At 39.9% G+C, this 26,133-nt stretch carries 21 protein-coding genes; 2 read left to right on the plus strand and 19 right to left on the minus strand.

The genetic code is table 11. The features are described 5' to 3' along the window. The 7 genes from D8787_RS06005 to D8787_RS06035 all read right to left on the minus strand — a co-directional run. On the minus strand, positions 1–324 hold a 324-nt coding region (locus D8787_RS06005), incomplete at its 3' end, for an ATP-binding cassette domain-containing protein (RefSeq protein WP_125421756.1). Positions 325–688: 364 nt separating this feature from the next. Then, on the minus strand, positions 689–1,099 hold the full coding sequence (locus D8787_RS06010) for a GNAT family N-acetyltransferase (RefSeq protein ID WP_125421759.1): 411 nt from the start codon (positions 1,097–1,099) through the stop codon (positions 689–691). 110 nt (positions 1,100–1,209) lie between these two features. Beyond that, positions 1,210–1,593 (minus strand): hypothetical protein, encoded by a 384-nt coding sequence (locus tag D8787_RS06015; RefSeq protein WP_125421762.1) that lies wholly within the window; start codon positions 1,591–1,593, stop codon positions 1,210–1,212. Further along, positions 1,568–2,578, minus strand: a complete 1,011-nt coding sequence (locus D8787_RS06020) for a cell wall-binding protein (RefSeq protein ID WP_125421765.1) — start codon at positions 2,576–2,578, stop codon at positions 1,568–1,570. Before D8787_RS06020 ends, D8787_RS06015 begins: the two co-directional genes overlap by 26 nt. A 16-nt stretch (positions 2,579–2,594) precedes the next feature. Continuing rightward, entirely contained in the window at positions 2,595–3,686 is a 1,092-nt protein-coding gene (locus D8787_RS06025) for a DUF6287 domain-containing protein (RefSeq protein WP_125421768.1), read from the minus strand. 10 nt (positions 3,687–3,696) lie between these two features. After that, positions 3,697–4,053: a hypothetical protein gene (locus D8787_RS06030; RefSeq protein WP_125421771.1), complete on the minus strand. Its 357-nt coding sequence runs from the start codon at positions 4,051–4,053 to the stop codon at positions 3,697–3,699. Positions 4,054–4,055: 2 nt separating this feature from the next. Then, the gene (locus D8787_RS06035) at positions 4,056–6,845 is read right to left on the minus strand and encodes an SEC10/PgrA surface exclusion domain-containing protein (protein WP_125421774.1); all 2,790 of its coding nucleotides are present in this window, start codon (positions 6,843–6,845) and stop codon (positions 4,056–4,058) included. Positions 6,846–7,036: 191 nt separating this feature from the next. Between D8787_RS06035 and D8787_RS06040 the strand changes: the two genes are divergently transcribed. Beyond that, the gene (locus D8787_RS06040; RefSeq protein ID WP_125421777.1) at positions 7,037–7,963 is read left to right on the plus strand and encodes a helix-turn-helix domain-containing protein; all 927 of its coding nucleotides are present in this window, start codon (positions 7,037–7,039) and stop codon (positions 7,961–7,963) included. A 231-nt stretch (positions 7,964–8,194) separates the two neighbouring features. On the opposite strand, the gene D8787_RS06045 is transcribed toward D8787_RS06040, so the two are convergent. The 12 genes from D8787_RS06045 to D8787_RS06100 form a co-directional block, all read right to left on the minus strand. After that, the gene (locus tag D8787_RS06045; RefSeq protein WP_185776762.1) at positions 8,195–9,559 is read right to left on the minus strand and encodes an amino acid permease; all 1,365 of its coding nucleotides are present in this window, start codon (positions 9,557–9,559) and stop codon (positions 8,195–8,197) included. Positions 9,560–9,636: 77 nt separating this feature from the next. Further along, entirely contained in the window at positions 9,637–10,119 is a 483-nt protein-coding gene (greA, locus tag D8787_RS06050; protein ID WP_000818769.1) for a transcription elongation factor GreA, read from the minus strand. 61 nt (positions 10,120–10,180) lie between these two features. Continuing rightward, the gene (gene mltG / locus D8787_RS06055; RefSeq protein WP_125421782.1) at positions 10,181–11,950 is read right to left on the minus strand and encodes an endolytic transglycosylase MltG; all 1,770 of its coding nucleotides are present in this window, start codon (positions 11,948–11,950) and stop codon (positions 10,181–10,183) included. Positions 11,951–12,132: 182 nt separating this feature from the next. Continuing rightward, a complete protein-coding gene (locus D8787_RS06060) occupies positions 12,133–12,684 on the minus strand; it encodes a GNAT family N-acetyltransferase (protein ID WP_125421785.1) in 552 nt (183 codons plus the stop codon). Next, positions 12,681–13,142, minus strand: a complete 462-nt coding sequence (locus tag D8787_RS06065; protein ID WP_125421787.1) for a GNAT family N-acetyltransferase — start codon at positions 13,140–13,142, stop codon at positions 12,681–12,683. Before D8787_RS06065 ends, D8787_RS06060 begins: the two co-directional genes overlap by 4 nt. Before the next feature lie 9 nt (positions 13,143–13,151). After that, the gene (gene murC / locus D8787_RS06070) at positions 13,152–14,486 is read right to left on the minus strand and encodes a UDP-N-acetylmuramate--L-alanine ligase (protein WP_125421790.1); all 1,335 of its coding nucleotides are present in this window, start codon (positions 14,484–14,486) and stop codon (positions 13,152–13,154) included. A 10-nt stretch (positions 14,487–14,496) separates the two neighbouring features. Further along, the gene (locus tag D8787_RS06075) at positions 14,497–15,114 is read right to left on the minus strand and encodes a cystathionine gamma-synthase (RefSeq protein WP_125421793.1); all 618 of its coding nucleotides are present in this window, start codon (positions 15,112–15,114) and stop codon (positions 14,497–14,499) included. Positions 15,115–15,161: 47 nt separating this feature from the next. Beyond that, complete coding sequence (locus D8787_RS06080) at positions 15,162–18,260, minus strand: DEAD/DEAH box helicase (protein WP_125421796.1); 3,099 nt, start codon at positions 18,258–18,260, stop codon at positions 15,162–15,164. An 89-nt stretch (positions 18,261–18,349) separates the two neighbouring features. Beyond that, the gene (locus D8787_RS06085) at positions 18,350–19,516 is read right to left on the minus strand and encodes a MalY/PatB family protein (RefSeq protein WP_125421799.1); all 1,167 of its coding nucleotides are present in this window, start codon (positions 19,514–19,516) and stop codon (positions 18,350–18,352) included. 7 nt (positions 19,517–19,523) lie between these two features. Beyond that, entirely contained in the window at positions 19,524–20,618 is a 1,095-nt protein-coding gene (locus D8787_RS06090) for a cystathionine gamma-synthase (protein ID WP_016399612.1), read from the minus strand. A 140-nt stretch (positions 20,619–20,758) separates the two neighbouring features. Further along, entirely contained in the window at positions 20,759–22,717 is a 1,959-nt protein-coding gene (locus D8787_RS06095; protein ID WP_125421802.1) for a peptide ABC transporter substrate-binding protein, read from the minus strand. Between the two features lie 204 nt (positions 22,718–22,921). After that, entirely contained in the window at positions 22,922–24,544 is a 1,623-nt protein-coding gene (locus tag D8787_RS06100) for a putative polysaccharide biosynthesis protein (protein WP_125421805.1), read from the minus strand. Between the two features lie 105 nt (positions 24,545–24,649). Between D8787_RS06100 and D8787_RS06105 the strand changes: the two genes are divergently transcribed. Then, positions 24,650–26,095: a UDP-N-acetylmuramoyl-L-alanyl-D-glutamate--L-lysine ligase gene (locus tag D8787_RS06105; protein WP_125421808.1), complete on the plus strand. Its 1,446-nt coding sequence runs from the start codon at positions 24,650–24,652 to the stop codon at positions 26,093–26,095. Positions 26,096–26,133: the final 38 nt, after the last annotated feature.

Raw genomic sequence — 26,133 nt, forward strand, 5'->3', positions numbered from 1 at the left:
AGTCAAATCTAACTCTTGGATCAAACTTCCAAATCTTTCTTGATTGTAGTCAACACCATATAAGTTTGACAAATATTTTAAATTCTCTAAACCTGTTTTAGATAAAAATAATTTTGGTTCTTCAATTAAATACCCAACATTATCACTGCTTACAATATTACCTGAAGTCGGTTGATTATTCTGAACAAGAATTTTCATCAACGTACTCTTGCCAACTCCATTTCTCCCTACTAGACCAACAATTTCACCCTTATTAAGTTCAAAATTTATATCTTTGAGAATGATTGAATGACCATAATGCTTACTTACATTTATAACTTCCATTTTTTATCCCTCCATTAATATTCTCGGTTTTCTCTTTGATTCTCATTAATTTTAAAAAGTTGCGCCTCTTTTTAATATATTATATCATATATCCAACTTAATGCAATATATAAATTTCATTTTGTAATATTTTATTAACAAAAACTCTCTACCACAAAAAGATAGAGAGTGTTAAGTTTAAATATAGGATTTTAAAATTTCGACAACATCGCTTCTTTTTGATTCCCAATTTCTCAGCTGCGATTGGATTGTCCTCAATATCGTCTAGAAAGACACAATTTGTAGGATTTAACTGGTATTTATCGAAAATCCCCTTCATACTTATGTCAAGAACCCCTCTTTGCTTTGTGCTTTCATATTCACCTTACAAATCCTTTTGGTAATAAAATCTTTGCCCTGTGTAGGGATAGTCTTGCAAAGCAAAGACTTCCTTGTAGCCATGTTTCTGATAAAAGTCTGGCGCTTGAAACTGGTAAGTATTGACAAAGGCAAAACGACAGTTTCGATTCTTAGCTTCACTTTCAGCCTGTTGCAATAGTTTTGAACCGATTCCTTGCCCTCGCAATTCCTCTTTTACAAACAAATACTCAATTTCCAACCAATTTCCAAAAGTCTCTGCTACTAAGCCTGCCAGAAGATTGCCCATCTCATCTTCAACATAAAGATTCAATGGCTCACTTTCAGCCTCTTCTCTTTTGGAACGGTTATAAACACGAATCAGATTCCCTATTTCTTGTGATTTATGGGATTCCTTATTTTCCAATCTAAAGTACATCTAAACCTCCTTAAACACTGTTACAGCTTGATTATAGTCTTATTTCAATAGACTGTCAAACTAGAAAAAAACTCACCAACCTGAGTTGATGAGTTTCAAATTTAATACTATCACTGCTTATATTCTTTTAATTTATAATTCGATAAATAGGACTTCAACCCTTCTAAATCTGTAGTAGTATTAAACTGCAATTTCTCTAGCTTATCCATATCTACACTGCCGTCTTTTTTTACTCCTGCAGCATAACTATAGTCTCTATAATGAGTTCCTTTAGACCCATCCGACTTGGTTTCAGTAACTTTATAGATGATGCTTAGACCAATAATATTTTCATAAGCACTGTCACTTGATGAAAATATTCCTAAGTAAGTTCCTTGAGGTTCTAGGGTATAAGAAGATGAAGAGCTATTCTTGTTTTCAGACTTACTGTAGTCATCAATTTTCTTAAGAATCTCCTTTAATCCCTTATTATTTAATCCATTTACCAGATCCATCTACACGGTAACCATCTGGTGTACGTTCGCTAACAGCCATTTTACCATCTGATTTAAGGTAATAATCTCCTACCCATTTGTTACGAGCGTAGCTTCCTTCTGATGTCAAATAATAATATGATTTGTAGTTATTGTCATAAATCCACTCACTATTAGCCATCTTACCATTTGATTTGAGGTAATAACTTCCTGACCAAGCATTACGCGCATAGCTTCCTTCTGATGTCAAGTAATAGTAAGAACCGTAGTTGCCATCATAAATCCATTCACTCTTAGCCATGTAGCCACCAGACTTGAGATAGTAATTCCCTACCCAAGCATTTTCAACATACTCACCAGCAGCATTCAAATAGAAATAAGACTTATACTGTGAATCATAGATCCATTTGCTGATAACTTTTTGACCATGTTGGTAGTAAGAACGACCTACCCAACCATTCTTTCCACTTGGTTGTTCTGGAATTTTTGGTTCAGGTGTTGATGTTGGCTTTAAGTTAACTTTTTCGTATTTAACAAATTCTCCATCTTTAATTGTCAATTTAATAGCTCCAACTAAAGTGAAGTAACCTGATTCGTGTGTAAGCGTCAAATCCTTAAATGAAACTAGATAGGTTCCATCTGGGTAAGGGTTCCCATTTAGAAAAGATAAATTCAACTTTGCTCTACCAACATTTTTCTTAGCTTCCCCATTTGTAACTGGTTTAATAATAATGAAAGTATTTGGATTTACCACCCGTCCTGTATTAGCTTCTAAAATTTCAACAGACTTAAACTGAGCAGTTGCAACAGTTACATCAGGACGTTCTCCAACAATTTCCAAGTACAAGTTTCCATCTAGTCCCATCTGGGCAGTTACATCAGCATAAATCTTACGGTATTCTGCAGCTTCTACACTGCTTGTAGGGAGTACACTTGTTGTGATAACTCCTGCTGTTACGAGGCTTAACCCCATCACTGATCCTGTCAATACATGTTTTAGTTTCATCTTCTATTTCTCCTTTTTATTCACTAACCTTATAATAAAATTCGTTTGGATTGGATAATGTATCCACACTTTGGGTAATTAACAAACGATCCTTGCTACTGTCAGATGCATCTTTGAAAGTGGTATCACCTACATTTATATCTGGATGCACAACACCTTTTGGAATAAGTATAACCGAAGCACCACCTACACCACTGCTTGAGGTCATGCCAAATCGAACCATATTATTTACAATCTTAGGTACCGTGTCAGTCAAGACTGCACCATTTGTAAAACCATTTTCATCAAAAGTAACTTCTCCACCCTTGTTATTCTTCCAAGTCCCTTTGATACTACTAAAGTCTTTCTGGTAAATCTCAGCTAGATGAGCACCAGTCCCCTTTGCCTGCTCCTCTAGGTCAATAAATGGACGTTCTACCATAAAATCATCCACAGTCAACCAGTTCAAGCCTTCTAAATCCACCTCTTTAATCCCATCTAGCCCTTGTAAACTTGAAGGATCCTTGGTTTCTCTCAAATCATAGTTAACAGAACTAGCCTCCTGATAACGACCATCTGTAAAGAGATAAGTTTTAGCAATAGCCTCAGGTCTAGGAGCATTAAAATTTAGATAAGAAATCGCTCCATTCTCATAAGGAATGAGTATACGACGTTCTCCACCTGTCCCAGCAACTCCACCTGACTTGACCAGCTGGGCTCCCTGATCTGTCAGATAATAAATCCCAAGTAAAATTTTATCTTGCTTAATTAGCAATTCTTTCTTCCCATCCTTATTGATGTCGTAGAAAGTATAGCTGATGTCTATCCCTTTGTAATCAAACAAAATGGAATCAATATAAGACTCTTCCTTATCACCTGTCGAGTACTGTGGCATTTGTTGATTTTGCGCTGCCTTAACTCGCTCTCTATAGGAGTCTAAGATATTCTGATATACAATCTGGTAATCAATCTTTGCTTGTTCAGCTTTTTTATCTTCTGAAGCACTGGTTTGGACTGTAGCGTCAGTCGACTCTCCCTCACTCGTCTGGCTAGCTTGTTGCCCACAGGCTGCTAATAAAAGCACTGAGCTAGCCACTAACAAGCCACTAAAGATGCTTTTCTTGGACATAATACCTCCGTTATTTCTTTTTAAAAGATTTGCCAGCCAGTATACCAGTCGAATCTGAAGTAATGGTCAACTCTCCACCTTTAATCTCATAACCTAGTTTCATTGAAGATAATTCAAAAGTCTTTTCTTTCTGGTTGACCTTCATCTCATATGTATGCTCCGTTTGCTGGCCCTCTGTTAGGAAACCAATCGTTTTTCCTTTTGTATGAACTTGTCCCTTATCACCCTTGATTTGGATAGTCACGGTTACTTCTTCCATAAATGGCATGCTACCTTGGTAGACATAGGTTCCATTTGCTGATGAACAGGCTACTAAAAGCAATAGGCTAGTTACTAAGGATAATACAAATGCTAATTTCTTTTTCAATTTTATCCCTCTTTTTTCTTTAAAGCAATTCCTAATCCTGCTAAGAAGCCATATCCTAATAAAGCTAGTAGGCTCACTTGACTTCCAGTATTTGGCAATGCTTTTTGTTCAGCTTTTTGTTCAGCTTCTTGTTTCGCTTGAGACAGAACTGCTGGTGCTTGGTAGCTTGGTGCTGGTCCCACAGGTTTCACATCTTGGTCACCAGATTGACCTGGCTCTTTTCCTGGTTCTTTTCCTGGTTCTTTGCTCGGTTCTTGACTTGGATCCTTGCCTGGCTCTTCTACCTTAGTTTTTTCATTCTTAGGCTCATCAACTTTCGGTAGTTCTACTTTAGGTTGTTCAACTTTTGGTTCATAAACAGGCAACTTCTCCATTGGGAATTCTGGTAGTTCCGGTTGGATTAGACCTTCACCATTTACCCCACCTTTGAATTCTGGTTGTTCTGGAATAAGTGCGTCGTCGATTGTCTTACGTAGGAGCAATTTTTGATACTCGCGTTCTGCTTCATCTTTGACCTCACGAGCTTTTTCCGCTTCGTCTTCTTTTTGTTTCACGTCACGTTTTAAGTCGTCTACGTGTTTGCCGAGTTCATCCAACTCTTTTGACTTAGCTTTCAATTCTTCTTCCAGTTTGGCTTTTTCTTGGCTCAAACGAAGTGTCTCTGCTAACTTGTCTTTTGCCTTTTGGAGTGCGTCTTCTGCGTCTTTCAACTCTTTGTCGGCTTTCAAACGCTCAATCTTCGCATTTTCCAAGTCTTTGTCTTTTTGTTGACTTTCAGCCAGTTTCTTAGCCAATTCTTTGTCCGCTTCTTCTTTTGCCTTGCGAGCTTTTTCTAAACGTAGGGTTTTAGCATTGTCGTCAAGCGTTGCATGTTCTAGCTTACGTTGAGCGTCTTCTGCTTTTTCTTTAGCTTTTTCTAGCTCTTTGACCGCTTCGGTACGTTTTGCTTCTTTAGCTGGTGTTTCAGAAACTTCTTTTTCAAGGTCGGCAATGCGTTTCTCAATTTCTTGAAGCTCTGTTTTCACTTGTTCCAAGTTGTCTTCAGCGGTTTTCTTGTCTGCTTTAGCTTTTTCTAATTCTGCTTCGACTTGTCCCTTGTCTTTCACCGTTGGGTTTGGAAGGTTGGCTTTAGAGTTTGGACCATAGAGTTCGTCAAACTTAGCATTTCGGATGTCTGTATCAGCGTTGTCGATAGAATCTGCGTCTTGCACATTCAAAACGTGAATACGAAATAGATAGGGCCAATATGGGGAGGCAAGGTAGCCCCCTTTGATAAGAGAGGTGTTCAATCCTAAGCTGTCAGCTTGTAGTAGGCTATAGAAGTGCCTGTAGTGCCCATTCTTATATCCTTCCGCAAAGAACGACAAAAATGTCTTCGTCAAATCTGCAATAAGTTCTTGTTTAGTCATTTTATCAGTTCTCGTAGGGCTAGTCATTAAGTTTTCATAATATTGATCAGTTGTTTCGACACCTGGATTGGCAGAAGTTTCTAATCCTCGTTTACGAGCGACCTCATTAATTCCTCTTCCGAAGTGCCCTTTACTTTGGTAGTCATTGTCTTTGTAAACTTTTGCGACTTCTTTGGCAAAATCTTTTTTATTTGTATTGAGTTTTGCCTCTGGCAAGCTCAATTGTTTACGAAGACTGTTAAGAAGGGTAATAAATCGGTCATTCAATTCATCAACAACATCTTGAGGGAGGTTATTTGGGTCATATTTGACGTCTTTGTTGTCGTCTTGAAGTCCATTTTCTCTGATGTTGCGGATTCGATTCGTCCAATTTTCATTGGCTTGTCGGTCTAATTTAATGAGTTCATCTTCTAGACGACGAATATCTTTACGTTCCTGTTCCAACCAAATATCGCGACGAGCGCTCCAAGCTTCGTCAGCTTTGTTGATTTGGTCAAGGTTCATGCCTGTAAAATCTGGGTATGGTTCTGGATAACGTTCCTTGTATTTGTGAATCAACTCTTTCGCTTTATCACGCCATTCTGGAGTTAGGACGACGTCTGTTGGGTATTGTGCTGTTTTCAATTTTTCTTCAGCATCTTTTATGGTTTGTTCTGCGTCTCTTACATCACCTTCTTTTGCTGTCTTATCCGCTTCTTTGTCAGCTTTGTTTTGACGTTCTTGACTTTTCTTAGCTTCACGCGTTTTGTCGGCTTCTTTTGCTTTTTCAAGCTCTGTTTCCGCATCGCGTTTGGCTTGGTCTTTGATAATCACATCTTTATCCGCGTTATCTTTTTCTTTTTGAGCCTTGTCTTTAGCTGCTGGGTCAAAGTCGTCCGTTGCGTCTTTCAGCTCTTTTTCAGCCTTTTCGACCCCTGTACGGGCTTTGTCAAGCTCTTCTTTAGCGCGTTTGGCCTCATCAGACTTGTTGTTGACTTGGTTCGCCTTATCTTTAACATCCGCGTCTTTGTCAGCTTTAGCCTTTTCTTTAGCGTCTACATCGTCTGTTTCCTTTTGGATTTTCTCAGGTGTAGCATCTTTTGCCTTTTCAAGGTCTTTTTCAAGGGCATCTTTTTCAGCTTTTTTAGCGTCTTTGTCTTTTTGTGCCTTGTCAAGCTCGTCTTTAGCTTTCCCAGCGTCTTTTGCTTTTTGATCAGCATCTTTAGCTGTATCTACAGCACGTTTTTCAGTATCAGACAGGTCTTTGTCTGTGACCTTATCATTGACAGCAGCAGTTACTGTGTTTTCAGTTGGAGCCTCAGTAGCGAATACCGTTGTAGAAGTTGCCGCAGCACCAAGGGTTGCCGCAAGAGTAGCAGTTGTCATAATTAGGGATTTTTTCATCCTTATCTCCTTTACTTTTAATTGACTTGATTATACAGTAAATAATCCCCTTTTTGGATATTTCTACTGAAAACAGTAGAAATTTATACCCCCCCCGACTTTCCCAAAAAAATCTACTAAAAACAGTAGTTTTTTTCAAAAATGGAGAAATTTAAGTTATAATAAAACCAATAAAGCTCAAGGAGAACATTATGGAATCAAATTACTATGGAGAAATCATTTATAAAATCCGTCAAGATCGCAATATGAGCCTTAAAGAGGCTGCTGGAGATGCTATTACCCCCAACAATCTCAGTCGCTTTGAAAAAGGTTTAGCAACTGTCAAAGTCGATACTTTTTTTAAAATCTTGGACAGATTTAATTTAGATGGAGAAGACTATGCAGAAGTGTTAAATATTCAAGATAAGGCTTCTCAAAGAGTAAAACAATGTGATAATGCACTCAGTCAAAATGATATGACCAAAGCCAGACAACTATTAGGGAAAAAAAGTGACTGGAAAAATGTCATAGAGTATTACACACTAAAATTATGCATTAGAAATGCTGAAAAGAATTTGGATGAATTCCCTCCTGATGAAGTAGAAGCTATTCATTACTTGATTGACTATATCTTAAGTATAGACACACTTTATATTCGTGATTTTACTATTATTGATATTCTATTGAGAATTAACACTCAATTTTTTGAAGTACAATTCCTTGAATACATCGAAAATCTAATCGTTAAAGGATTAGAGGAGGGTAAATATATGACTATAACTTTTGAACACATATATACTCACTGTAGTGCTAATTTGGTTAGGAGTTACTCTCGGTATGGTTATTATGATAAAGCTGAAAAACTCATCTATAAGTTGAAACTAATACTATCTCAAGGATCCCACACTCGCATTTCAACAACTGCCCTATTTTTGTTGAACATGTATGAAGTATACAATCTGCTTCGACAAAATAACCCAAAGGGTATTGAACGAGCTAAAGCTGTGATTCATTACATTGATGCCCAAAACGACCTTTCCCCAATAGCATGGCTGTTTGAAGCAAAGAACACATTCATCAAAGATGTTCAACGACTGAATAAAACTGGCATTCCATTCCCTACAGAAGATGAGGAATAACTAGCCACATCTATACAGAGCAACATGTTTATAACTTCAAAAACACCAAAGTCAGTTGACTCTGGTGCTTTTTTGACTTGATTTTAAAGAAAAAACTCACCAACCTGAGTTGATGAGTCTTTATACTCAATGAAAATCAAAGAGCAAACTAGGAAGCTAGCCGCAGGCTGTACTTGAGTACGGCAAGGTGAAGCTGATGTGGTTTGAATTTAATTTTCGAAGAGTATTAATCTATTTTCTAAATTTCCACTGGCTGTAAATCCCGAAACCGATAATCCAGATAGCTGATCCGATTGCTCCTACAAATGTAGACTCTTGTAAAAAGAGGGTTACAAAGACAAAGGCAAAGAAGAGCATGGTTAAGGGATTTAGGAAACGATAATGGGGCATGAGATAGCCATCCGCCATAAAGTCTGGTGACTTGCGGTATTTAAGGTGAGCCACCATAATCAAGATATAAATAGCTACATAAACACCTGATGAAGAAGCTGTTATCAAGGCAAAGGCATCAGAAACTCCTGGTAGGACATTGATAAAAGCAGCTGTAGCAATTAAAATAGTTGAAGCCAAAATTGCATTTTGAGGAACATTATAACGAGATAAGGTATCTGCTTTAATTGCTTTTAAGAGAGGATTTGGCAAATCCTGAGCTATTTGATACAAATGGCGACCTGTTGAGTAGAGGGTTGAGTTCAGAGCTGATGCTGCTGACGTCAAGACGACGAAGTTAATCAAGGCTGCTGCCCATTTGACACCTGCTAGTTCAAATACCGTAACGAATGGTGAATCTGCTGAAGCTAGTTCTCTCCATGGAATAATAGCCATAATAGCAATTAGAGAACCACCATAGAAAAAGGCGATACGCAAAGGAATTTCCTTAACTGCTTTTGGCAAGACCTGACGTGGATTTTTGGTTTCTGAAGTCGTGACCCCGATAAACTCAATCATGAGGTAGGCAAAGAAGACCATCTGGAAAGCCATAACAAAGTTAACACCACCATTAGGGAAGAGTGAGAAATTATCCGTAATATTGGCCAAACTAGCTACTCCATGAGGTGTCTCAAAACCTGTCAGAACCATAAAGATACCAGTCACAATCATAGCAAGGATAGCTACAATCTTAATCATAGCAAACCAAAATTCAACTTCTCCAAAAAGTTTAACAGCTATTAGATTGACCAAACCTAAAACAGTTAAAAATCCAACTTGAATTAACCAACTAGGCCATGAAGGAAACCAAAACTGAACATAGTGCGAAATAGCCGTAATTTCTGCCATACCAATAAAGACAACAGATAACCAGTAAGACCAGACTGCAAAATGTCCCCAACCCTTACCCAAATGGCGAGTAATAAAGTTAATAAAGGTATGTTGCTCAGGATCTTGATAGAGCATTTCTCCGACCGCTCTCATCATAAGGAACATAAAAGCTCCTGTAATCAGGTAAATTAGAACAATCGAAGGTCCTGTCAAACTGATAGAACGACCAGCCCCCAGAAAGAGGCCTGTTCCAATAGTTCCAGCAATGGCCATAACCTGTACGTGACGATTGGTCAGACCACGCTCCATCTTATTTTGCTTCTTTTTTGAACTCATATAGTCTCCAATTCTTTTTAAACCTAAAAGGGAAGGGAGTAATCAGGGCGTTTCCCTCCTTCTACTCCCTTTAATCATTAGGCTGTTTTTTCAACCTTTAAGATTTTTACATCATAGCTACCCACAGGTGTTTCGACAGTTGCTGTATCACCTGTTTTCTTACCAATCAAGGCTTGTCCAATCGGGCTTTCATTTGAAACCTTACCTGCAAAGGCATCGGCACCAGCTGAACCTACGATGATATAAACCTCTTCTTCATCCTCACCAATTTCTTGGATAGTCACTGTTTTACCAATTGCGACTTCGTCTTGGGCAACAGAGTCGCTATTGACGATTTCAGCATAACGGATTTTTGTTTCCAAGCTAGAGATTTGACCTTCAACAAAGGCTTGTTCATCCTTAGCTGCTTCATACTCACTATTTTCTGAAAGGTCACCGTATGAACGAGCAATCTTGATACGTTCTACCACTTCTGGTCGACGGACCAATTTCAATTCTTCTAATTCTTTTTCTAGTTTTTCCTTTTCCTCAAGTGTCATAGGATATGTTTTTTCTGCCATTTTTTTCAACTTTCTTTTACTTTATTTTTTAAAACAAAATTATGTGGAAAACCACATAATTTTAGTTTGAACTACTTGTTTGCGTTAATTTATTATTGATATGTTGTGCAACATTTTGGTCATGATCTGCCTTGTTCGTAGCGAAGTATACCTTGCCATCTGTAACATCTGCTACAAAGAATAAGTTATCACTCTTAGTTTGATTGATACTTGATTCAATAGCATCCGCGCTTGGACTATCTACTGGTCCAGGCATCAGACCTTGGTTTGTATAAACATTATACGGAGAATTGACGGTTGTATCAATTTCAGTATCATCAGCAAGACTAATCTTCTGACCAAGTTTTCCTTCAGCATAGAGAATAGCAATATTACTTTGTAAAGGCATACCAAGATTCAAACGATTGTAGAAGACACCTGCAATCATCTTACGATCTTCAGTTTTCGCTCCTTCTTTTTCTACCAATGAAGCAATGGTTAACAATTCATTGACTGTCAAGTGTTTAGACTTAATTGTACTATAATGTGGAGCCAAGGTCTTATCCATGGCTGCCAACATCTCGTCAATCAAGCTTTCAATAGTTGTGCTTTCCTTGATAGAGTAGGTCGCTGGGAAGAGGAAACCTTCCAAACGGTAGCGAGCTCCACTTTCTTTTGTAGGCAAGCTTTCTAGTAAATTTGAATATTTAGAAACTTCTTGACTGATAAAATTGTCATCTTGAACTTTAGCCAAGAAAGCATCCGCAGTCAAAGGCTCTTTAAAGTTACCTTGCAATTGACCTACCGCTTGGGCAATTTGATCAATCGTGTAGCCTTCTGGAATCGTCAAGCTGGCTAGTACAGGTTCTTGAGCTTCAGCTGTACCACCCTTTTGCAATTCCTTGATCAAGTCATCTGTACTCATGCTCTTCTGCAGATTGTAATATCCAGCCTTCAAATCTGAATAATTCTTGTACTTAGTATACATACCAAAGACAATACCGTGTTTCACCAAACCTGCCTTTTCAAGAGTTGAACCAATTTCTTGAACACTGGCTCCTTCAGGGATTTGAACTGTTACATATTCTTTTGAAGTAGGATCAACTGGTTCTAATGAAGCCAGCACATACTGATAACCAAAGTAACCACCTGCCGAGAGTAAGGCAAGAAAAATCAATAAAGAAATGAAGAAGGCCTTGAATCCAGATTTTTTCTCTTTCTTAGTCTTAACTGGTTTTGCTACTTCTCTACGGCTACGACGTGGTGTATCACTGATGATGTCCACTGTTTCTGTAACAGGCGTCGGTGCTTCTGGACGTGCCTGTTCTTCTTTTTTCTCTACTGTCTTATAGGACACAGCTACCCTTGTTGGGGTTTCATTATATTCTCTTTCGACTTTATTAGGTCTAACAGAACCTGGTCCTGGTCTTGGTCCGCTCTCATTGGCTGGTGAAGCAGGAACATCTTGACTTGGATGGCTAGGAATCACTGGAGCATCCTGACTTGGATGGCTAGGAACTGCTGGAGCATCCTGACTCGGATAGCTAGGAACTGCTGGAGCATCCTGACTCGGATGGCTAGGAGTCACTGGAGCATCCTGACTTGGATGACTAGGAACTGCTGGAGTAACCCGACTTGGATGACTAGGAACTACTGGAGCATTATTTATAATACTTTCTACCGCTGACAAGGAATCAGCCATCAAGTCCTCAGCAGAGGGCCCACTTATAGGAGTAGAAGCTCCTCTTTCATCTCCTGCTAGAGTCTGATCATAACTTTTTGATTTTTCTAGATCTCGTAAAATCTGCTCTTTAAAGCTTAATTTTTCATCTTCTCTTGATTTTTCACTCAAAAGTTTTTCCTCCTCGTTGACAATCCATAATATTATATCTTAAAAACGAAAGAAAAGCAACCTAGCATGCTTTTCTGGCTTATTTTTTATACTTAATGAAAATCAAAGAGCAAACTAGGAAGCTAGCCGCAGGTTGCTCAAAACACTGTTTTGAGGTTGTAGATAAGACTGACGAAGTCAGCTCAAAACACTGTTTTGAGGTTGCAGATAGAGCTGACGTGGTTTGAATTTGATTTTCGAAGAGTATTAGCTTCCCAGACCATATCATACCAAGTTTCCCCTGCAAAGGTTGACTGGGACAGGCCTTCATTGACAAATCCATGCTTTTCATAGTAGGTGATGAGATAGTCATGACAGGTTAGGTTAATACCTTCTCTTTCGTGTTCAAGAGCCAACTCTTTCAAAGCTGTTAGTAATTTCTGACCAAGTCCAAGTCCCTGTGCTTCCTTTGCAATAGACAGACAGGTCACAGAGATATAGCCACCAGGATTATGACTATAATCTTCTATCTCTTCTGTAAAGGACTGATCTTGCAGATGGCGGTGGGGGCCAACTGGCCCTTCTATGTACCCCATGATTCTGCCTTCTTTTTCTGCAACCAGAAACGAGGTCTGAATTTCTCGCAAATGCGCTTCAAAAACAGAGCGAGGAATGGCTTCTTCAACCGAGAAATTTTCTAGTTCAATCTCAACGATACGATCTAAATCTTCTAATCTTGCTTGTCTGATTTTCATTTTACCTCCAGATAAAAGGGATTAAACCAAATCATGCTAAAACCCTGGCTAGTTGCATAAAGGTAAGTTTCTTCATCAATAAAACCGTTCATTTCAAAATAGGAAAGTAGCTCATCAGGACTCTTCAAGCGAATCCCTTTGTACTCCAGCTCAACTGCCACCTCTTTCAAGGCTGCAAGAAGAAGCGTTCCCAAGCCCTGTCTCTGATGGTCAGCCTCGATGACTAAAGAATGTATTTCTAGACATTTCGGATTGTGTGGGTAAGGACCACCTAGAATATAGCCCAACAGCTGATTTTCATCCCTAGCTAGAAGAAAGGTATCCGCACACTTACGGATACTTTCTTCTAAAATATGGGAAGGTTTCTGCTTTTCAGCTGGAAAAGATGAAGCCTGAAGTGCCACTACCTCAGCCAAATCAGACTTACTCGCCTGAATGATCTTAATTGGAATTTCCATAAGAATAGCCTACTGAACATTGCTTGTCAAGTTAGACAAGAGACGTTCAAATGAGTATTCATAGGTTTGGATATCTCCTGCTCCCATAAAGACATAGACAGCATTATCATGGTCTAGGAGTGGAGAAACATTTTCAACAGTGATCACTTGATGTTTCTTGTTGATTTTATTAGCTAGGTCTTCTACCTTAACATCCCCATGATCCACCTCACGAGCAGATCCATAAATTTGCGCTAGATAAACAGCATCTGCTTGGTTCAAAGCGTGGGCAAATTCGTCCAACAAGGCGATTGTTCTGGTAAAAGTATGCGGTTGGAAGACTGCTACAATTTCCTTGCTTGGGTATTTCTGACGAGCTGCATCCAAGGTCGCAATGATTTCTGTTGGATGGTGAGCAAAGTCATCGATAATAACTGTATCATTGACAATTTTCTCAGTGAAACGACGCTTAACACCAGCAAATGTTTTCAGGTGTTCACGCACCAAGTTCAAATCAAATCCTGCTGTGTAAAGAAGACCAATAACGGCTGTCGCATTCATGATATTGTGACGACCAAAGGTTGGGATGTGGAATTGACCCAATTCTTGTCCACGGAAGTGAACTGTGAAGGTTGAACCAGTTGTTGAACGAAGAAGATCGCTAGCTACAAAGTCATTGCCTTCAGCTTCAAAACCATAATAATAAATCGGAGCATTAGCTGTAATTTTACGCAATTCTGCATCTTCACCATAGACAAAGAGACCCTTAGTAATTTGTTTAGCATAATCGTTAAAGGCATTGAAAACATCCTCTAGACTTGTGAAGTAGTCTGGATGGTCAAAGTCAATATTGGTGATAATCGAGTATTCTGGGTGGTAAGGCATGAAGTGACGCTCATATTCGTCAGATTCAAAGACAAAATATTTGGCATTGGCCGAACCACGACCTGTCCCATCCCCAATCAAGAAGCTAGTGTCCGTGATGTGAGACAAGACATGAGACAACATACCCGTTGTTGAAGTTTTTCCATGCGCTCCTGCTACTCCCATGCTAACAAAGTCACGCATAAAGCTACCTAGGAACTCATGGTAACGTTTGTAGCTGATACCATTTTGGTCTGCATAGGCAATTTCGACATTGTTATCAGGGCGGAAGGCATTTCCAGCGATAATTTCCATATCACCGTCTAGATTTTTTTCATCAAAAGGAAGAATGGTAATTCCTGCCTGCTCAAGACCACGTTGAGTAAAGTAGTACTTTTCAACATCTGATCCCTGTACCTTATGCCCCATTTGGTGCAACATCAAGGCCAAGGCACTCATCCCTGATCCCTTAATTCCGATAAAATGATATGTCTTTGACATGTTTCCTCCCCTATTCTGTAATTCTTGTCAGATTTAACTCTTGGGCAACCCGACGTTCTTGTTCTGTTTGTTTACTTTTTTTATTGTAGATTTGGCTCTTCTTTAGAAAATCATAGTTGTTTTTCTTTGGGCCTGAAGTTTCTTTTGTCTCAGCTTGAGTCGAAATATTGCTCACTTCTTCCGCCAAAATGTAATGAGACTGGGTCAATTTTTGACTATATTTGACAAATTCACCAGGATTTTCCTTTTGGAAAGGCGCTGTCGGTTGATTACCCTGTCTAACTAGACTTGGCTGAGAATGGCGTCTTGTAGGAGTGATGTCCTTAGTAAGATAGCTTGCCGAGCGTTTCTTTTTCAAATCCGCACGCGCTTCTTCACGCGCCACCTCCGCATAGCTCTTTCCTTCTTTTTTTACCCCTAAAGGAGCCTTTTTAGGTTTCTCTACTTGCTTTTCAATCGGTTTGACTGGTGTTTCTTCAGCAATAGGAGCCCATTCTAAATAATTTTTATCTCGATACTCACCCTTGATATTACTGATCAGATCAGACTCATCATAGAGATTCATGACTGGCATTTCAGTCAGCATGACCTCGTCATCTGACACCAATGGAAATCGTTCTTGTTTCATTTTCTATTTCCTTTCAACACTTCATTATAGCGTATTGTCTTGATTTTTCAAGTGCTGACTTCAGAAATTCCCAAAATTTCTCTAATTTCTGCTAGGGTAAGGCTGCCACGTGACTCTGTTCCGTCCAATACTTGTGACACCAGATGTTTCTTTTGTTCTTGTAGTTCCTGAATTTTTTCTTCGATAGTTCCTTTAGTTACCAAGCGATAGACCTCAACCATTTCCTCTTGTCCCATCCGATGGGCACGGCCAATAGCCTGCGCTTCCACCGCAGGATTCCACCAAAGGTCAACCAAGATAACCGTATCAGCACCTGTCAGGTTCAGACCGACACCACCAGCCTTAAGAGAAATCAGAAAGGCATCTCTTTCCCCTTGGTTAAAGGCTTTGGTCATGTCTTGTCTTTCCTTGGCCGGGGTCGAACCTGTGATTTTAAAGGAAGTCAAGCCCAAGTCTGGCAGTTCTTGTTCAATTTTTTCCAACATTCCCTTGAACTGAGAGAAAATCAAGACACGGTGTCCACCGTCTGCCACCTGTACCAGCAGGTCTCGGAGACTATCCAGTTTGCCACTGGCTCCCTGATAATCTTCCATAAAGAGGGCAGGAGTGTCACAGATTTGGCGCAAGCGCATCAGACCAGACAAAATTTCCACTCGACTACGCTGAAATTCCTGATCTGACACCTGAGCCAATCTATCTCTCATCTGTTGCAACTGGGCTAGGTAGATAGCCTTTTGCTGGTCTTCCAGTTCATTTTTATAAACCACTTCAATCAAGTCTGGCAATTCAGTCAGAACTTCTTCTTTCTTGCGTCGCATCACGAAAGGCTTGATAAACTGAGCCACTCGCTCTGCTGGCAATTTCATAAATTCTTTCTTGCTTGGCAAAAGTCCTGGCATGACGATTTGGAAAATAGACCACAGCTCACCTAGATGGTTTTCAATAGGAGTCCCTGACAAGGCAAAGACCGACGGCACCACAAACTGTCTCAATGTCTGAGCAATCTTGGTCTGGGCGTTCTTCATTACCTGAGCCTCATCTAAGAAAAGGAAGTCAAAGGCCATCCCCTGATAAAGATCACTGTCCTGACGGAAGGTAGCATAACTAGTCACATAGATTTGATGGCTCTCGACAAGAATCTCTTCACGACTAGCTTTCAAACCATGAACAACAGCCACATCCAACTGTGGGGCAAACTTCTGAAATTCATCTGTCCAGTTGTAAATCAAACCTGACGGTGCTAAAATCAAAACCCGACTTTCTTTTGTCACTTGACTAGTCAAAAAAGCAATAGTCTGCAGGGTTTTCCCAAGTCCCATATCATCAGCCAAAATCCCACCAAAACCATAATGATGGAGCATTTGCAGCCAGCTGATTCCTTTTTCCTGATAATCTCGTAAATCAGCCTGAACCTGAGTTGCCTGTCTAGGAAAATCCTCTGGATGCGTCAAATCGTGGGCCAGATTCTGGAATTCTTGTGAAAAAGAAACACGGTCACGACCTTCAAAAAGATGAGCTAAACTGTAGGCCAAGGATTTTCGAGCCTGTAAAGCCCCATCTTTTAATTCAAGCTGCCCCAGTTCCTGTAGATTTTGGCGAATTTTCTTAGTTTCTTCATCAAAAAAGTAAACTTGATTGGACGAATCAATGTAAAAATCCTTGTTGGCAACCAAGGCCTGCATGGCTTGGTCAATTTCCTCTTGGGCAATATCTTGAAAATCAAACTGGATTTCCAAGAGACCTCCCTTGGACGCAATCTGCACCTGAGGACTTGCTAGACTATAAAGTTCTTCTAGCTTATCTGATAGGTCAACATTCCCGAGTTTTTCAAATACTGGAATGATTTCGTGGAAGAAATGATAAACAGACTCTGCTTTTAAAGCCTGACGCCAAGATTGAAAATCTGCTTCAAAGCCAGCTACCAAACAGGCTTGGAAAACTCTTTCTTCTAAGTCAGCATCACTCGAAAATGGTAATTCTTCTAGCTCTTGTCTGCTATATACCTGTCTATTTCCATAATCAAATTGAATTTCTAAACGAATCCGATTATCCTCTTCCCTATCAAAGTAAAAAGAGGGCTCAAAAATTTTGATTTGTAAGCGTTCTGGAGCTGAAACGGTGCCCATCTGGCTAAAAAGAGTCAGACAGGAAGCTAACTTATCTCGGTCACTACTATCAAATTGTAGATATTTCTTTCCATGCTGATCCAAATGCAGTGCTTTGATTTCCTTGAGAAGGCGCGTCTGCTGATCTGTTAGAAAATAAACTTGTCCTTTATGAAACAACACAGCTCCCTGATAAAAGACATTGACCCTGGGGCTCTCGCTGATTTCCATTTCAAAATAGTCAGAGTATTCTGTTACTGTAAAGGCAAATAAATTAGCATCCGCATTCATATCCTGAAAAAGTAGGGTTTGGTAGCTATCCACTTGATGGTCAAATTGAAAATGAGGCAAGGTCATCAATAAATTCACACCCTGCTCAAAAAAGGTCAGAGGAAAAAAGAGATGCCGACCTTGATTTTGGAAAAAGAGGTCTGGAGCTAGTCCTTCCTCCGTTAGTCCCCGCAAGAAAGTCAAAAGTTCTTGGCTGGCCTCATCAAAGTCTTCCCAAGACAGAGACTCCTCATAGGTCTTACCAATCATATAAGGTTTTCTCTTCTCGACAACTTTTAAAAAGAGTGGAATATCCCGAATGACATAGTATTTTTGACTATTGATTTGCCCGATTCTCAAGGTCCACAAGATATGATTGGTTCCTGCTTCCACCTGACCGACAGCCGATAATTCATAGGTTCGATCTGATTTTGGAGACAAGATTCGATCCAAAAATTTGCCACCCAAGGTCACCTTGGTTTCAACGGCCTCTTTTTCTTCATGACCTTCTTCCAGACTCTGCAAGATTTCTTGGCCACGCTCATCATTTTTTAGAAAATGCTCCAAAGCCGCCAAATGCACACAGTAGCCCTTCTTTTGGAAAAAATCGCAAGCACAAAAAATCAAATCATCCTCTAGACTATAGCGCAGTTCTTCTTCTGCAACGCGAGCGTAGAGTCGATTATTCTTTTCCTTGATGATGTCAACCTTACCAGTTTCATAAAGGGCAACGCCTTCGATACGGACTTTCCCCGGAATCAATTTAGCCATATTCTTACCTGTACCTTATCCTTTTATTATACCATATTCCCTACGAAAATAGCCCCCTAGGAAGACTGTTCTCCTAGAAGGCTGGATTTTTAAAGTTTGGCAAAAGTCGTCACAATCCGCTGACAAACTTCTTGCAACAGAGATTTAGGCATGGCTACATTGAGGCGGGCATGGAGACTTCCTTCCTCCCCAAAATCCAAACCACGGTTGAGGATAACCTTGGCTTCATTTCTCAACAGCTCTTGCAATGTTTCATCAGTTAGGTCATAGGCTGAAAAATCAAGCCAAATCAAGTAGGTTCCTTGTGGTTTCATGACCTTGATTTTAGTCTCTTTTCCAAATACATCCACCACATAATTGATGTGGTCTTCAAAGACTTGCTTGAGTTCCTCTAGCCAATCCTTCCCATAGCGATAGGCGGCTTCTGTCGCCAAATAACCCAAGCCTGAAATTTCATGCTGGTTATTGGCCAACTGGCGTTTCTGGTAAGCCACTCTTAATTTCGGATTTTCAATGACTGCATAGGAATTTTTTGTTCCAGCAATATTAAAAGTTTTAGTGGCACTGCTCAAGACAATAGCAAATTCTTTAAAGGCCGGATCAATGGTATTGAAAGACTGGTGTTTGTGACCAAAAAGAGCCAAATCTTGGTGAATCTCATCCGAAACCAAGAAAATACCGTGTTTTTGACAGAGTTGACCAATCTTCTCCAACACCTCCTTTTCCCATACACGTCCACCAGGATTGTGAGGGTTGCAAAGAATATAGAGTTTGACCTCCTCTTCCACCAAATCCTTTTCCAGTTGGTCAAAGTCAATCTCAAACAGACCATCCTTTTCCACCAAAGAATTAGTAATCAATCTGCGGTTATTCAACTTGACACTGCGAGCAAAAGGTGGATAGACAGGTGTGTTAATCAAAACTGCTTCGCCTTCTTTTGTAAAGGCTTGAATAGCTGTTGAGATGGCCGGTACCACACCCTCGATAAAGACAAGAGCTTCTTTGTCAAAGTGGTAACCGTGTTGTGTAGCTTCCCACTTTTGAACTTCGTGAATTAACTCTTCACTGGCATAGGTATAACCATAAACCAGCTGGTCAGCGTAAGTTTGCACAGCTTGGCGGATTTCAGGCAAGACTACAAAGTCCATATCCGCTATCCAAGCTGGTAGGACTTCACTATCCGTCTCCGTCTCTTTCCATTTATAAGTATGGTACCCTAAACGATTGGGCAGGCTTGTAAAATCATATTTTCCCATCTTTGTCTTATCCTTCCAAGGCTTGGCGCAAATCTGCAATTAAATCTCTAGCATCCTCAATCCCAATTGACAAGCGCAAGAGGTCATCTGTCAAACCATAAGAATGGCGCACTTCTGCTGGAATATCAGCGTGGGTTTGGGTCGTTGGATAGGTAATGAGACTTTCCACTCCACCCAAACTTTCCGCAAAAGAGAAGACCTTGAGGCTGTTTAAAATGTGAGGAATGCGTGTTTCATCCGCTACTTTAAAGGAAATCATGCCTCCACGACCCGTATAGAGAACTTCCTTAACTGCTGGAGAATCCTTCAAAAAGGCGACCACTTCTTGAGCATTGGCTGTTGAGCGCTCCATACGAAGAGACAAGGTCTTGAGACCACGAATCAATTGATAACTGTCAAATGGCGACAAGACTGCCCCTGTCGTATTGAGATTGTAAAAGAGTTTCTCGTATAGTTCTAAACTATTGGTCACAACCACACCAGCCAAGACATCATTGTGGCCTGCTAGATATTTGGTTGCTGAATGCAGAACGATATCTGCTCCATCTTCAATCGGGCGTTGATAGATAGGGCTGTAGAAGGTATTGTCCACCACCACTTTGGCACCCTTAGCATGAGCCAATTTTGCTAGTTTTTCGATATCAAATTCCAACATCAAAGGGTTGGTTGGGGTTTCTATATAAAGAACATCCACATCCTTTTCCAACTCGGCAATCAACTCTTCTTCTGTATTGGCATAGGTGAAATGGAAACGACCTTCCTGCTCCACTTGATTGAACCAGCGGAAAGAACCACCGTAAAGATCACGCACTGCCAAGACCTTACTTCCTACTGGAAAGACGCTAAAGGCCAGTACAATAGCTGACATCCCTGAGCTAGTCGCTAGAGCATAGTCTGCTGACTCAATAGCCGCCAAGACTTCTTCCGCCTTACTACGAGTTGGGTTTTTGGTGCGCGTATAGTCAAATCCAGTAGATTGACCAAACTCTGGATGCTGATAGGTCGTTGAAAAATGAAGCGGTGTCACCAAGGCTCCTGTCGCTTCGTCTGACTTAATACCCGCCTGGGCTAAAATTGTGTTAATGTGTAATTCCTTGCTCATACAATTCCTCCAAATCTATAGTAACTATTGTACCACTTATTTTCATCAACTCATTTTCTTCTTTTCAAGAGCTAGTTATAGTTTCAAACTATATAAAAACGACAGCTTCTTTCGAAACCATCGTTTTTCTTGAAAAATCCTTATTTGACATGTTTTGCCAATTCTTCTTGGGCTTTTTTATTGGATTCTTCTTTTTCTTTCAACCATTTTTCTTTGGCTTTTTCATATTCGTCTTTTGTGACTGTCTTATCTTGTAATTTGAGATACTTGTATGATTCGATCCCTTTATTACCCGCCAATGAGAATGGGCTAGAGAAAGGAACTGTTTTTCTCAAAGTTGGTGTACCACCAAGTGATACGTTTGGAATTGCTAGTGAGCTATCTACCAACCAAGCTTGAGCCTCAGCGTATTTTTCATAACGTTTTGCTGGATCTTGCTCTTTATTAGCATCTTCTAACATCTGAGTGTAAGTATCTAGTCCAACTGCCTTAGCCTTGTCATTTACTTCTCCAGGCTCTAGACCTAAGTTTTGTAGAACTCCACCACTTTTCACATTAAAGATTTCAAGATAACTTGATGGATCTTGGTAGTCTGCACTCCAACCACCATTGTATAAATCGTAATCTTTCTGAGCTGCAGTCTGAGCCAAATAGCTTGTATTATCAAAGTCTTCAGTAGAGAGTTGGTGAACATCAATCACAACATTATCAGACCCCAAGACAGATTCAATCGATTGTTTCATGGAATTAATTCCTTGAATTTCTGCCTTATTGGTCAAATCTACAGTTTTATCTAAGTGAATAGGGAATTGGACTCCTTTAGCTTGGAGTTCTTTCTTAGCTTCGGCAAATTTAGCCTTGGCTTTTTCTGGATTGTAGTATGGATCTTGAGCATCAGCAAAGTTGATTCCTTGCCATTCTTTACCATAATTGACCATCTTAGAGGCTACTACTTCACCAAAGTCTTTTCCGTTGATACTTACGAAGTTTGGTGGAACAACCAAATTACGTAAAATCTTAGTAGCACCATCTTCACCTTGAGATTGAGCACCATAGGCTGTACGGTCATAGGCAAAGTTAATAGCTTGACGGAAGTTCTTATTAAGAACGGCTTCTTGAGTCGATTTCTTTTCAGCATCACTCGTCTTAGCAGTGAATTTATAAGATTTTCTATCTAAGTTAAAGTTTAAGAAATAAGATGTCGCATCTTGAAGACTATATACGATATTGTCCTTGTTCTTCTCTTTAATCCCTTCAAAACTTGAGCTATTTGGATAGAGACGAGCATAACTATAGGCACCCTCCACAAAGTTACGTGCTAATGCATCTTGGTCACTACCATCAAAGTAAGCCAATTTCACATCATCTACAAAGACATTCTTGGCATCCCAGTAATTCGGATTTTTCTTGAATTCAATAACAGATTTTGAAACAAAGGATTTCATTAAGAAAGGACCATTGTACAAAATGCTAGATGGATCCACCTTGCCAAAATCATCCCCTTTAGATTTCAAGAAATCCGCATTAAGAGGAAAGAGAATTGTTGAAGTTGTTTTTGAATTCCAGTAAGGTTCTGGGCGAGTCAAAGTGTATTGAACCGTTTGGTCGTCAATAGCCTTTACACCTACAGTTGAAAAGTCTTTCGTTTTACCGTTAATGTAGTCATCCAAACCTGCAACGGATTCTTGTACTAGGTACAAGGCTTCTGATTTTTTATCAGCAGCATACTGAAGACCAGTTACGAAGTCTTTGGCAGTTACTGGGGCATATTCTTCACCTTCAGAGGTATACCATTTCGCTTCCTTACGAAGTTTGTAGGTATAAGTCAAACCGTCCTTAGAAACACTCCAATCCTCTGCCATGGATGGGACATAATTTCCATATTGGTCATTTTCCATGAGCCCATCTACCAGATTGGTCACAATATCATTGGTCGTTGCACGGTTTTCTGCTAGATAGTTCAAACTAGATGGATCACTTGAATAAACATAATTATATGTTTTTGATCCTGTGCTAGAATTTCCACACGCGCTCAATAAAATACCTGCACTTAACACGACACCTGCAAGTGCTGCATACTTGGCTTTAGACTTTTTCATCTCCAGAACCTCCTGATTTAAATATTTGTCTTATTATACAACTTGAGTTTTATTTAGTCAATAGTTTTTTAAGTAAAATTTAAGAAAAATAAAATTACCATCTACAAACTTTATCTATTATTCTACAAATTAATAAAAAAGAGAATAATTCAAGCATTTCATGGTAGAAACGTTCAAATTATCCCTTTTATTTATAAATGTTTTTTAAATTAACTTTAATTTGATTCGTAAGCGATCTGCTTGGGCTTTTCCAATCACCTTATCCAACAAACGGGTACGGAGACTCAAGAATCCGTAAACTCCTCCCCCCATGGCACCGACAAGAGCTACATATAGGAAACTCCACAAACGTCCACTTGGTTGGAAGACAAATCCTAAAATCCACTGCAATGTCCCAACTACTAGAAACATGAAAAGAGTTAACAAACTGATTAAAATGGTTCTCTTCAAAATCACCTTACGCTTAACACCAGTTACTTGACAAATATCCCGATACATCAAGACGTTAGGAATGATAAGACCGATGGTTGTGGAAATCAAAGGACCATAACTGTGGAAGAGAGCGATGGTTGGAAGTTGCAAGACTAGCTTGGCAATGGAACCATAGATAAAATAGAGAACTGCCTTGCGATTGTGGAACATGGCTTGAAGCATTGGTGACAAGACCATGTACAAGCCTAAAATAGTAGACTGCAAAACTGCAAAGACAAACAAGCCCATAGCCAAACTATCTGGCTTACCATAGAAAACCGTATAAAGAGGTTCCCCTACCATGACCACTCCAACCGTTGCTGGTAGCAGGAATAAGAAAAGCATGGTGATGCTGTCCTGAACCAGACGAGAAGCCGCCTTCAAGTCCCCCTTGACATAGTTTTCAGTCAAAAGCGGCAAACCGACACTCCCAATCGAAACCCCAACAGAAATCAAAATCATAGTAATTTTATTTGGATTGGCAGAAAAATAAGAAAACATGACAATTAAGTCTTCATTACTGTAGTTGCTAAACCACTTCATGCTATTGATAAAGGTATTTTGGTCTAAGATTTGGAAAAGCTGAATAGCCGAACCAGTCAAGATAAAAGGAATAGCTTCCTTAATCGTATCCATTAACAGGTGTTTGCTATCAATCTTATCTCGTGTTTCAAAGACTTTTTGAAGCATTCCTTCTTTATAGAGGAAATAAAGCAAGACAGCAAAACTGGCTACCATGCCGACAAAGGCAGCAAAGGTGGATTGGGTAACCGCTGCTAGATAATCTCCTGAACCGAGCTTCATAATGATAAAGGTAGCCAAGAGCATCCAGATAACACGAATGACCTGCTCAGCGATTTGGCTCATGGCATAAGGTTTCAGATTATTCATTCCTTGGAAGAAACCTCGAATGACACTCATAGAAGGGAAAATCAAGACCGCCCAAGCTAAACTCTGCATGATTGGGATCAAGTCTTTGCCCACGCCAGACAAATCTGCTAGCCAAGGAGCAAAGACATACAAGATTAAAGCAAAAACCAAACCTAGTCCTGTCATAAAGCCTAAAAAGCTCCGAATCAGGGCAAAGCTATGCTCTTCTTCTCGCATGGTATTGTACTTGGCAACTTGCTTGGCCACCGCAACTGGAATCCCTGCTGTTGAAACCAGCAAAAACCAGGCATAGATATTGTAGCCCATGGTAAAAAGACCATTGGCCGTAGCTGCATAAGATCCCATCCAGATATACCAAGGGATAATATAAATAGCCCCGAGTAGGCGACTGATAAAATTACTAGCCGTTAGCCAAGCAGTCCCCCGTAACATCTGGGCCTGCTGGTGATTGTTTTCGTGCGACATAGATTCCTCATTCAATTTTGATAACTAGGAAAAACTCCTTATCTTCCATTATAAACTTTTCCTTGTTACTTGTAAATTTACGACTTTCGGTTTACAATAGAAAGTATGATTAAGATTGAAACCGTATTAGATATTTTAAAGAAAAATGGTCTCTTCCGTGAGATTATCGACCAAGGACATTATCACTACAACTACAGCCATGTCGTATTTGACACCATCTGCTATGACAGCCGCAAGGCCAAAGAAAAGAGCCTCTTTTTCGTCAAGGGTGCTGCCTTTAAGAAGGAATTCCTGATTTCTGCCATCTCTCAAGGCCTCGGTTGGTATGTGGCTGAAAAGGACTATGAAGTTGGTATTCCTGCCATTATCGTCAGTGATATCAAGAAAGCCATGAGTTTGATTGCCATGGAGTTTTATGGCAATCCACAGAAAAAACTTAAACTCCTTGCCTTTACTGGTACTAAGGGTAAGACAACAGCAGCCTATTTCGCCTATAACATCTTATCTCAAGGGCATCGACCTGCTATGCTCTCGACTATGAATACAACTCTAGATGGTAAAACTTTCTTTAAATCAGCGTTGACAACCCCTGAGAGTATTGACCTCTTTGATATGATGAATCAAGCTGTGCAAAATGACCGCACCCACCTCATCATGGAAGTCTCCAGTCAAGCCTATCTGGTCAAACGTGTCTATGGTCTAACCTTTGATGTGGGAGTTTTCCTCAATATCAGCCCAGACCATATCGGCCCTATTGAACACCCTAGCTTTGAAGACTACTTCTACCACAAACGTCTCTTGATGGAAAATAGCCGAGCAGTCATCATTAATAGTGACATGGATCACTTTTCTGTCTTGAAAGAACAAGTGGCAGATCAAGTCCATGATTTCTATGGAAGCAAATCAAATAACCAAATCGAGAATTCCAAAGCCTTTAGCTTTTCAGCTACGGGTAAACTCGCTAGTGATTATAATATCCAACTGATTGGTCACTTCAACCAAGAAAATGCCGTTGCTGCTGGACTTGCTTGTCTCCGTCTTGGAGCTAGTCTTGGGGACATCAAAAAAGGAATCGCTGCTACACGCGTTCCTGGTCGTATGGAAGTCCTCACCCAGAAAAATGGTGCCAAGGTCTTCATCGACTATGCCCACAATGGGGATAGTCTGAAAAAACTCATCAATGTGGTTGAAACTCATCAAACTGGAAAAATTGCTCTGGTTCTGGGTTCGACAGGAAATAAGGGAGAAAGTCGTCGTAAGGACTTTGGACTTCTCCTCAATCAACACCCTGAGATTCAAGTCTTTTTGACTGCTGATGACCCCAACTATGAAGACCCAATGACCATCGCGGATGAAATTAGTAGCTATATCAATCATCCTGTTGAAAAGATTGCGGATCGCCAAGAAGCCATCAAGGCAGCTATGGCTATCACTGAACAAGAACTCGATGCTGTCATTATTGCTGGTAAGGGAGCAGATTGCTACCAAATCGTTCAAGGAAAGAAAGAAACCTATCCAGGAGATGCAGCCGTCGCAGAAAATTATTTATAAGATAGAAAAATCAAGGGAAATGAAACCCTTGATTTTTT

The sequence above is a fragment of the Streptococcus mitis genome, assembly GCF_003944325.1.
GTDB lineage: Bacteria > Bacillota > Bacilli > Lactobacillales > Streptococcaceae > Streptococcus > Streptococcus mitis_CW.

What these genes read in the sequence shown, in the direction of transcription:
- D8787_RS06045 (WP_185776762.1), bottom strand. Translation starts at nt 9,559, where the DNA reads ATGAGTTCAAAAAAGAAGCAAAATAAGATGGAGCGTGGTCTGACCAAT.
- D8787_RS06040 (WP_125421777.1), top strand. Translation starts at nt 7,037, where the DNA reads ATGGAATCAAATTACTATGGAGAAATCATTTATAAAATCCGTCAAGAT.
- D8787_RS06060 (WP_125421785.1), bottom strand. Translation starts at nt 12,684, where the DNA reads ATGAAAATCAGACAAGCAAGATTAGAAGATTTAGATCGTATCGTTGAG.
- D8787_RS06035 (WP_125421774.1), bottom strand. Translation starts at nt 6,845, where the DNA reads ATGAAAAAATCCCTAATTATGACAACTGCTACTCTTGCGGCAACCCTT.
- D8787_RS06105 (WP_125421808.1), top strand. Translation starts at nt 24,650, where the DNA reads ATGATTAAGATTGAAACCGTATTAGATATTTTAAAGAAAAATGGTCTC.
- murC (WP_125421790.1), bottom strand. Translation starts at nt 14,486, where the DNA reads ATGTCAAAGACATATCATTTTATCGGAATTAAGGGATCAGGGATGAGT.
- D8787_RS06025 (WP_125421768.1), bottom strand. Translation starts at nt 3,686, where the DNA reads ATGTCCAAGAAAAGCATCTTTAGTGGCTTGTTAGTGGCTAGCTCAGTG.
- greA (WP_000818769.1), bottom strand. Translation starts at nt 10,119, where the DNA reads ATGGCAGAAAAAACATATCCTATGACACTTGAGGAAAAGGAAAAACTA.
- D8787_RS06020 (WP_125421765.1), bottom strand. Translation starts at nt 2,578, where the DNA reads ATGAAACTAAAACATGTATTGACAGGATCAGTGATGGGGTTAAGCCTC.
- D8787_RS06010 (WP_125421759.1), bottom strand. Translation starts at nt 1,099, where the DNA reads ATGTACTTTAGATTGGAAAATAAGGAATCCCATAAATCACAAGAAATA.
- D8787_RS06065 (WP_125421787.1), bottom strand. Translation starts at nt 13,142, where the DNA reads ATGGAAATTCCAATTAAGATCATTCAGGCGAGTAAGTCTGATTTGGCT.
- D8787_RS06090 (WP_016399612.1), bottom strand. Translation starts at nt 20,618, where the DNA reads ATGAGCAAGGAATTACACATTAACACAATTTTAGCCCAGGCGGGTATT.
- D8787_RS06085 (WP_125421799.1), bottom strand. Translation starts at nt 19,516, where the DNA reads ATGGGAAAATATGATTTTACAAGCCTGCCCAATCGTTTAGGGTACCAT.
- D8787_RS06075 (WP_125421793.1), bottom strand. Translation starts at nt 15,114, where the DNA reads ATGAAACAAGAACGATTTCCATTGGTGTCAGATGACGAGGTCATGCTG.
- D8787_RS06080 (WP_125421796.1), bottom strand. Translation starts at nt 18,260, where the DNA reads ATGGCTAAATTGATTCCGGGGAAAGTCCGTATCGAAGGCGTTGCCCTT.
- D8787_RS06100 (WP_125421805.1), bottom strand. Translation starts at nt 24,544, where the DNA reads ATGTCGCACGAAAACAATCACCAGCAGGCCCAGATGTTACGGGGGACT.
- D8787_RS06015 (WP_125421762.1), bottom strand. Translation starts at nt 1,593, where the DNA reads ATGGATCTGGTAAATGGATTAAATAATAAGGGATTAAAGGAGATTCTT.
- D8787_RS06095 (WP_125421802.1), bottom strand. Translation starts at nt 22,717, where the DNA reads ATGAAAAAGTCTAAAGCCAAGTATGCAGCACTTGCAGGTGTCGTGTTA.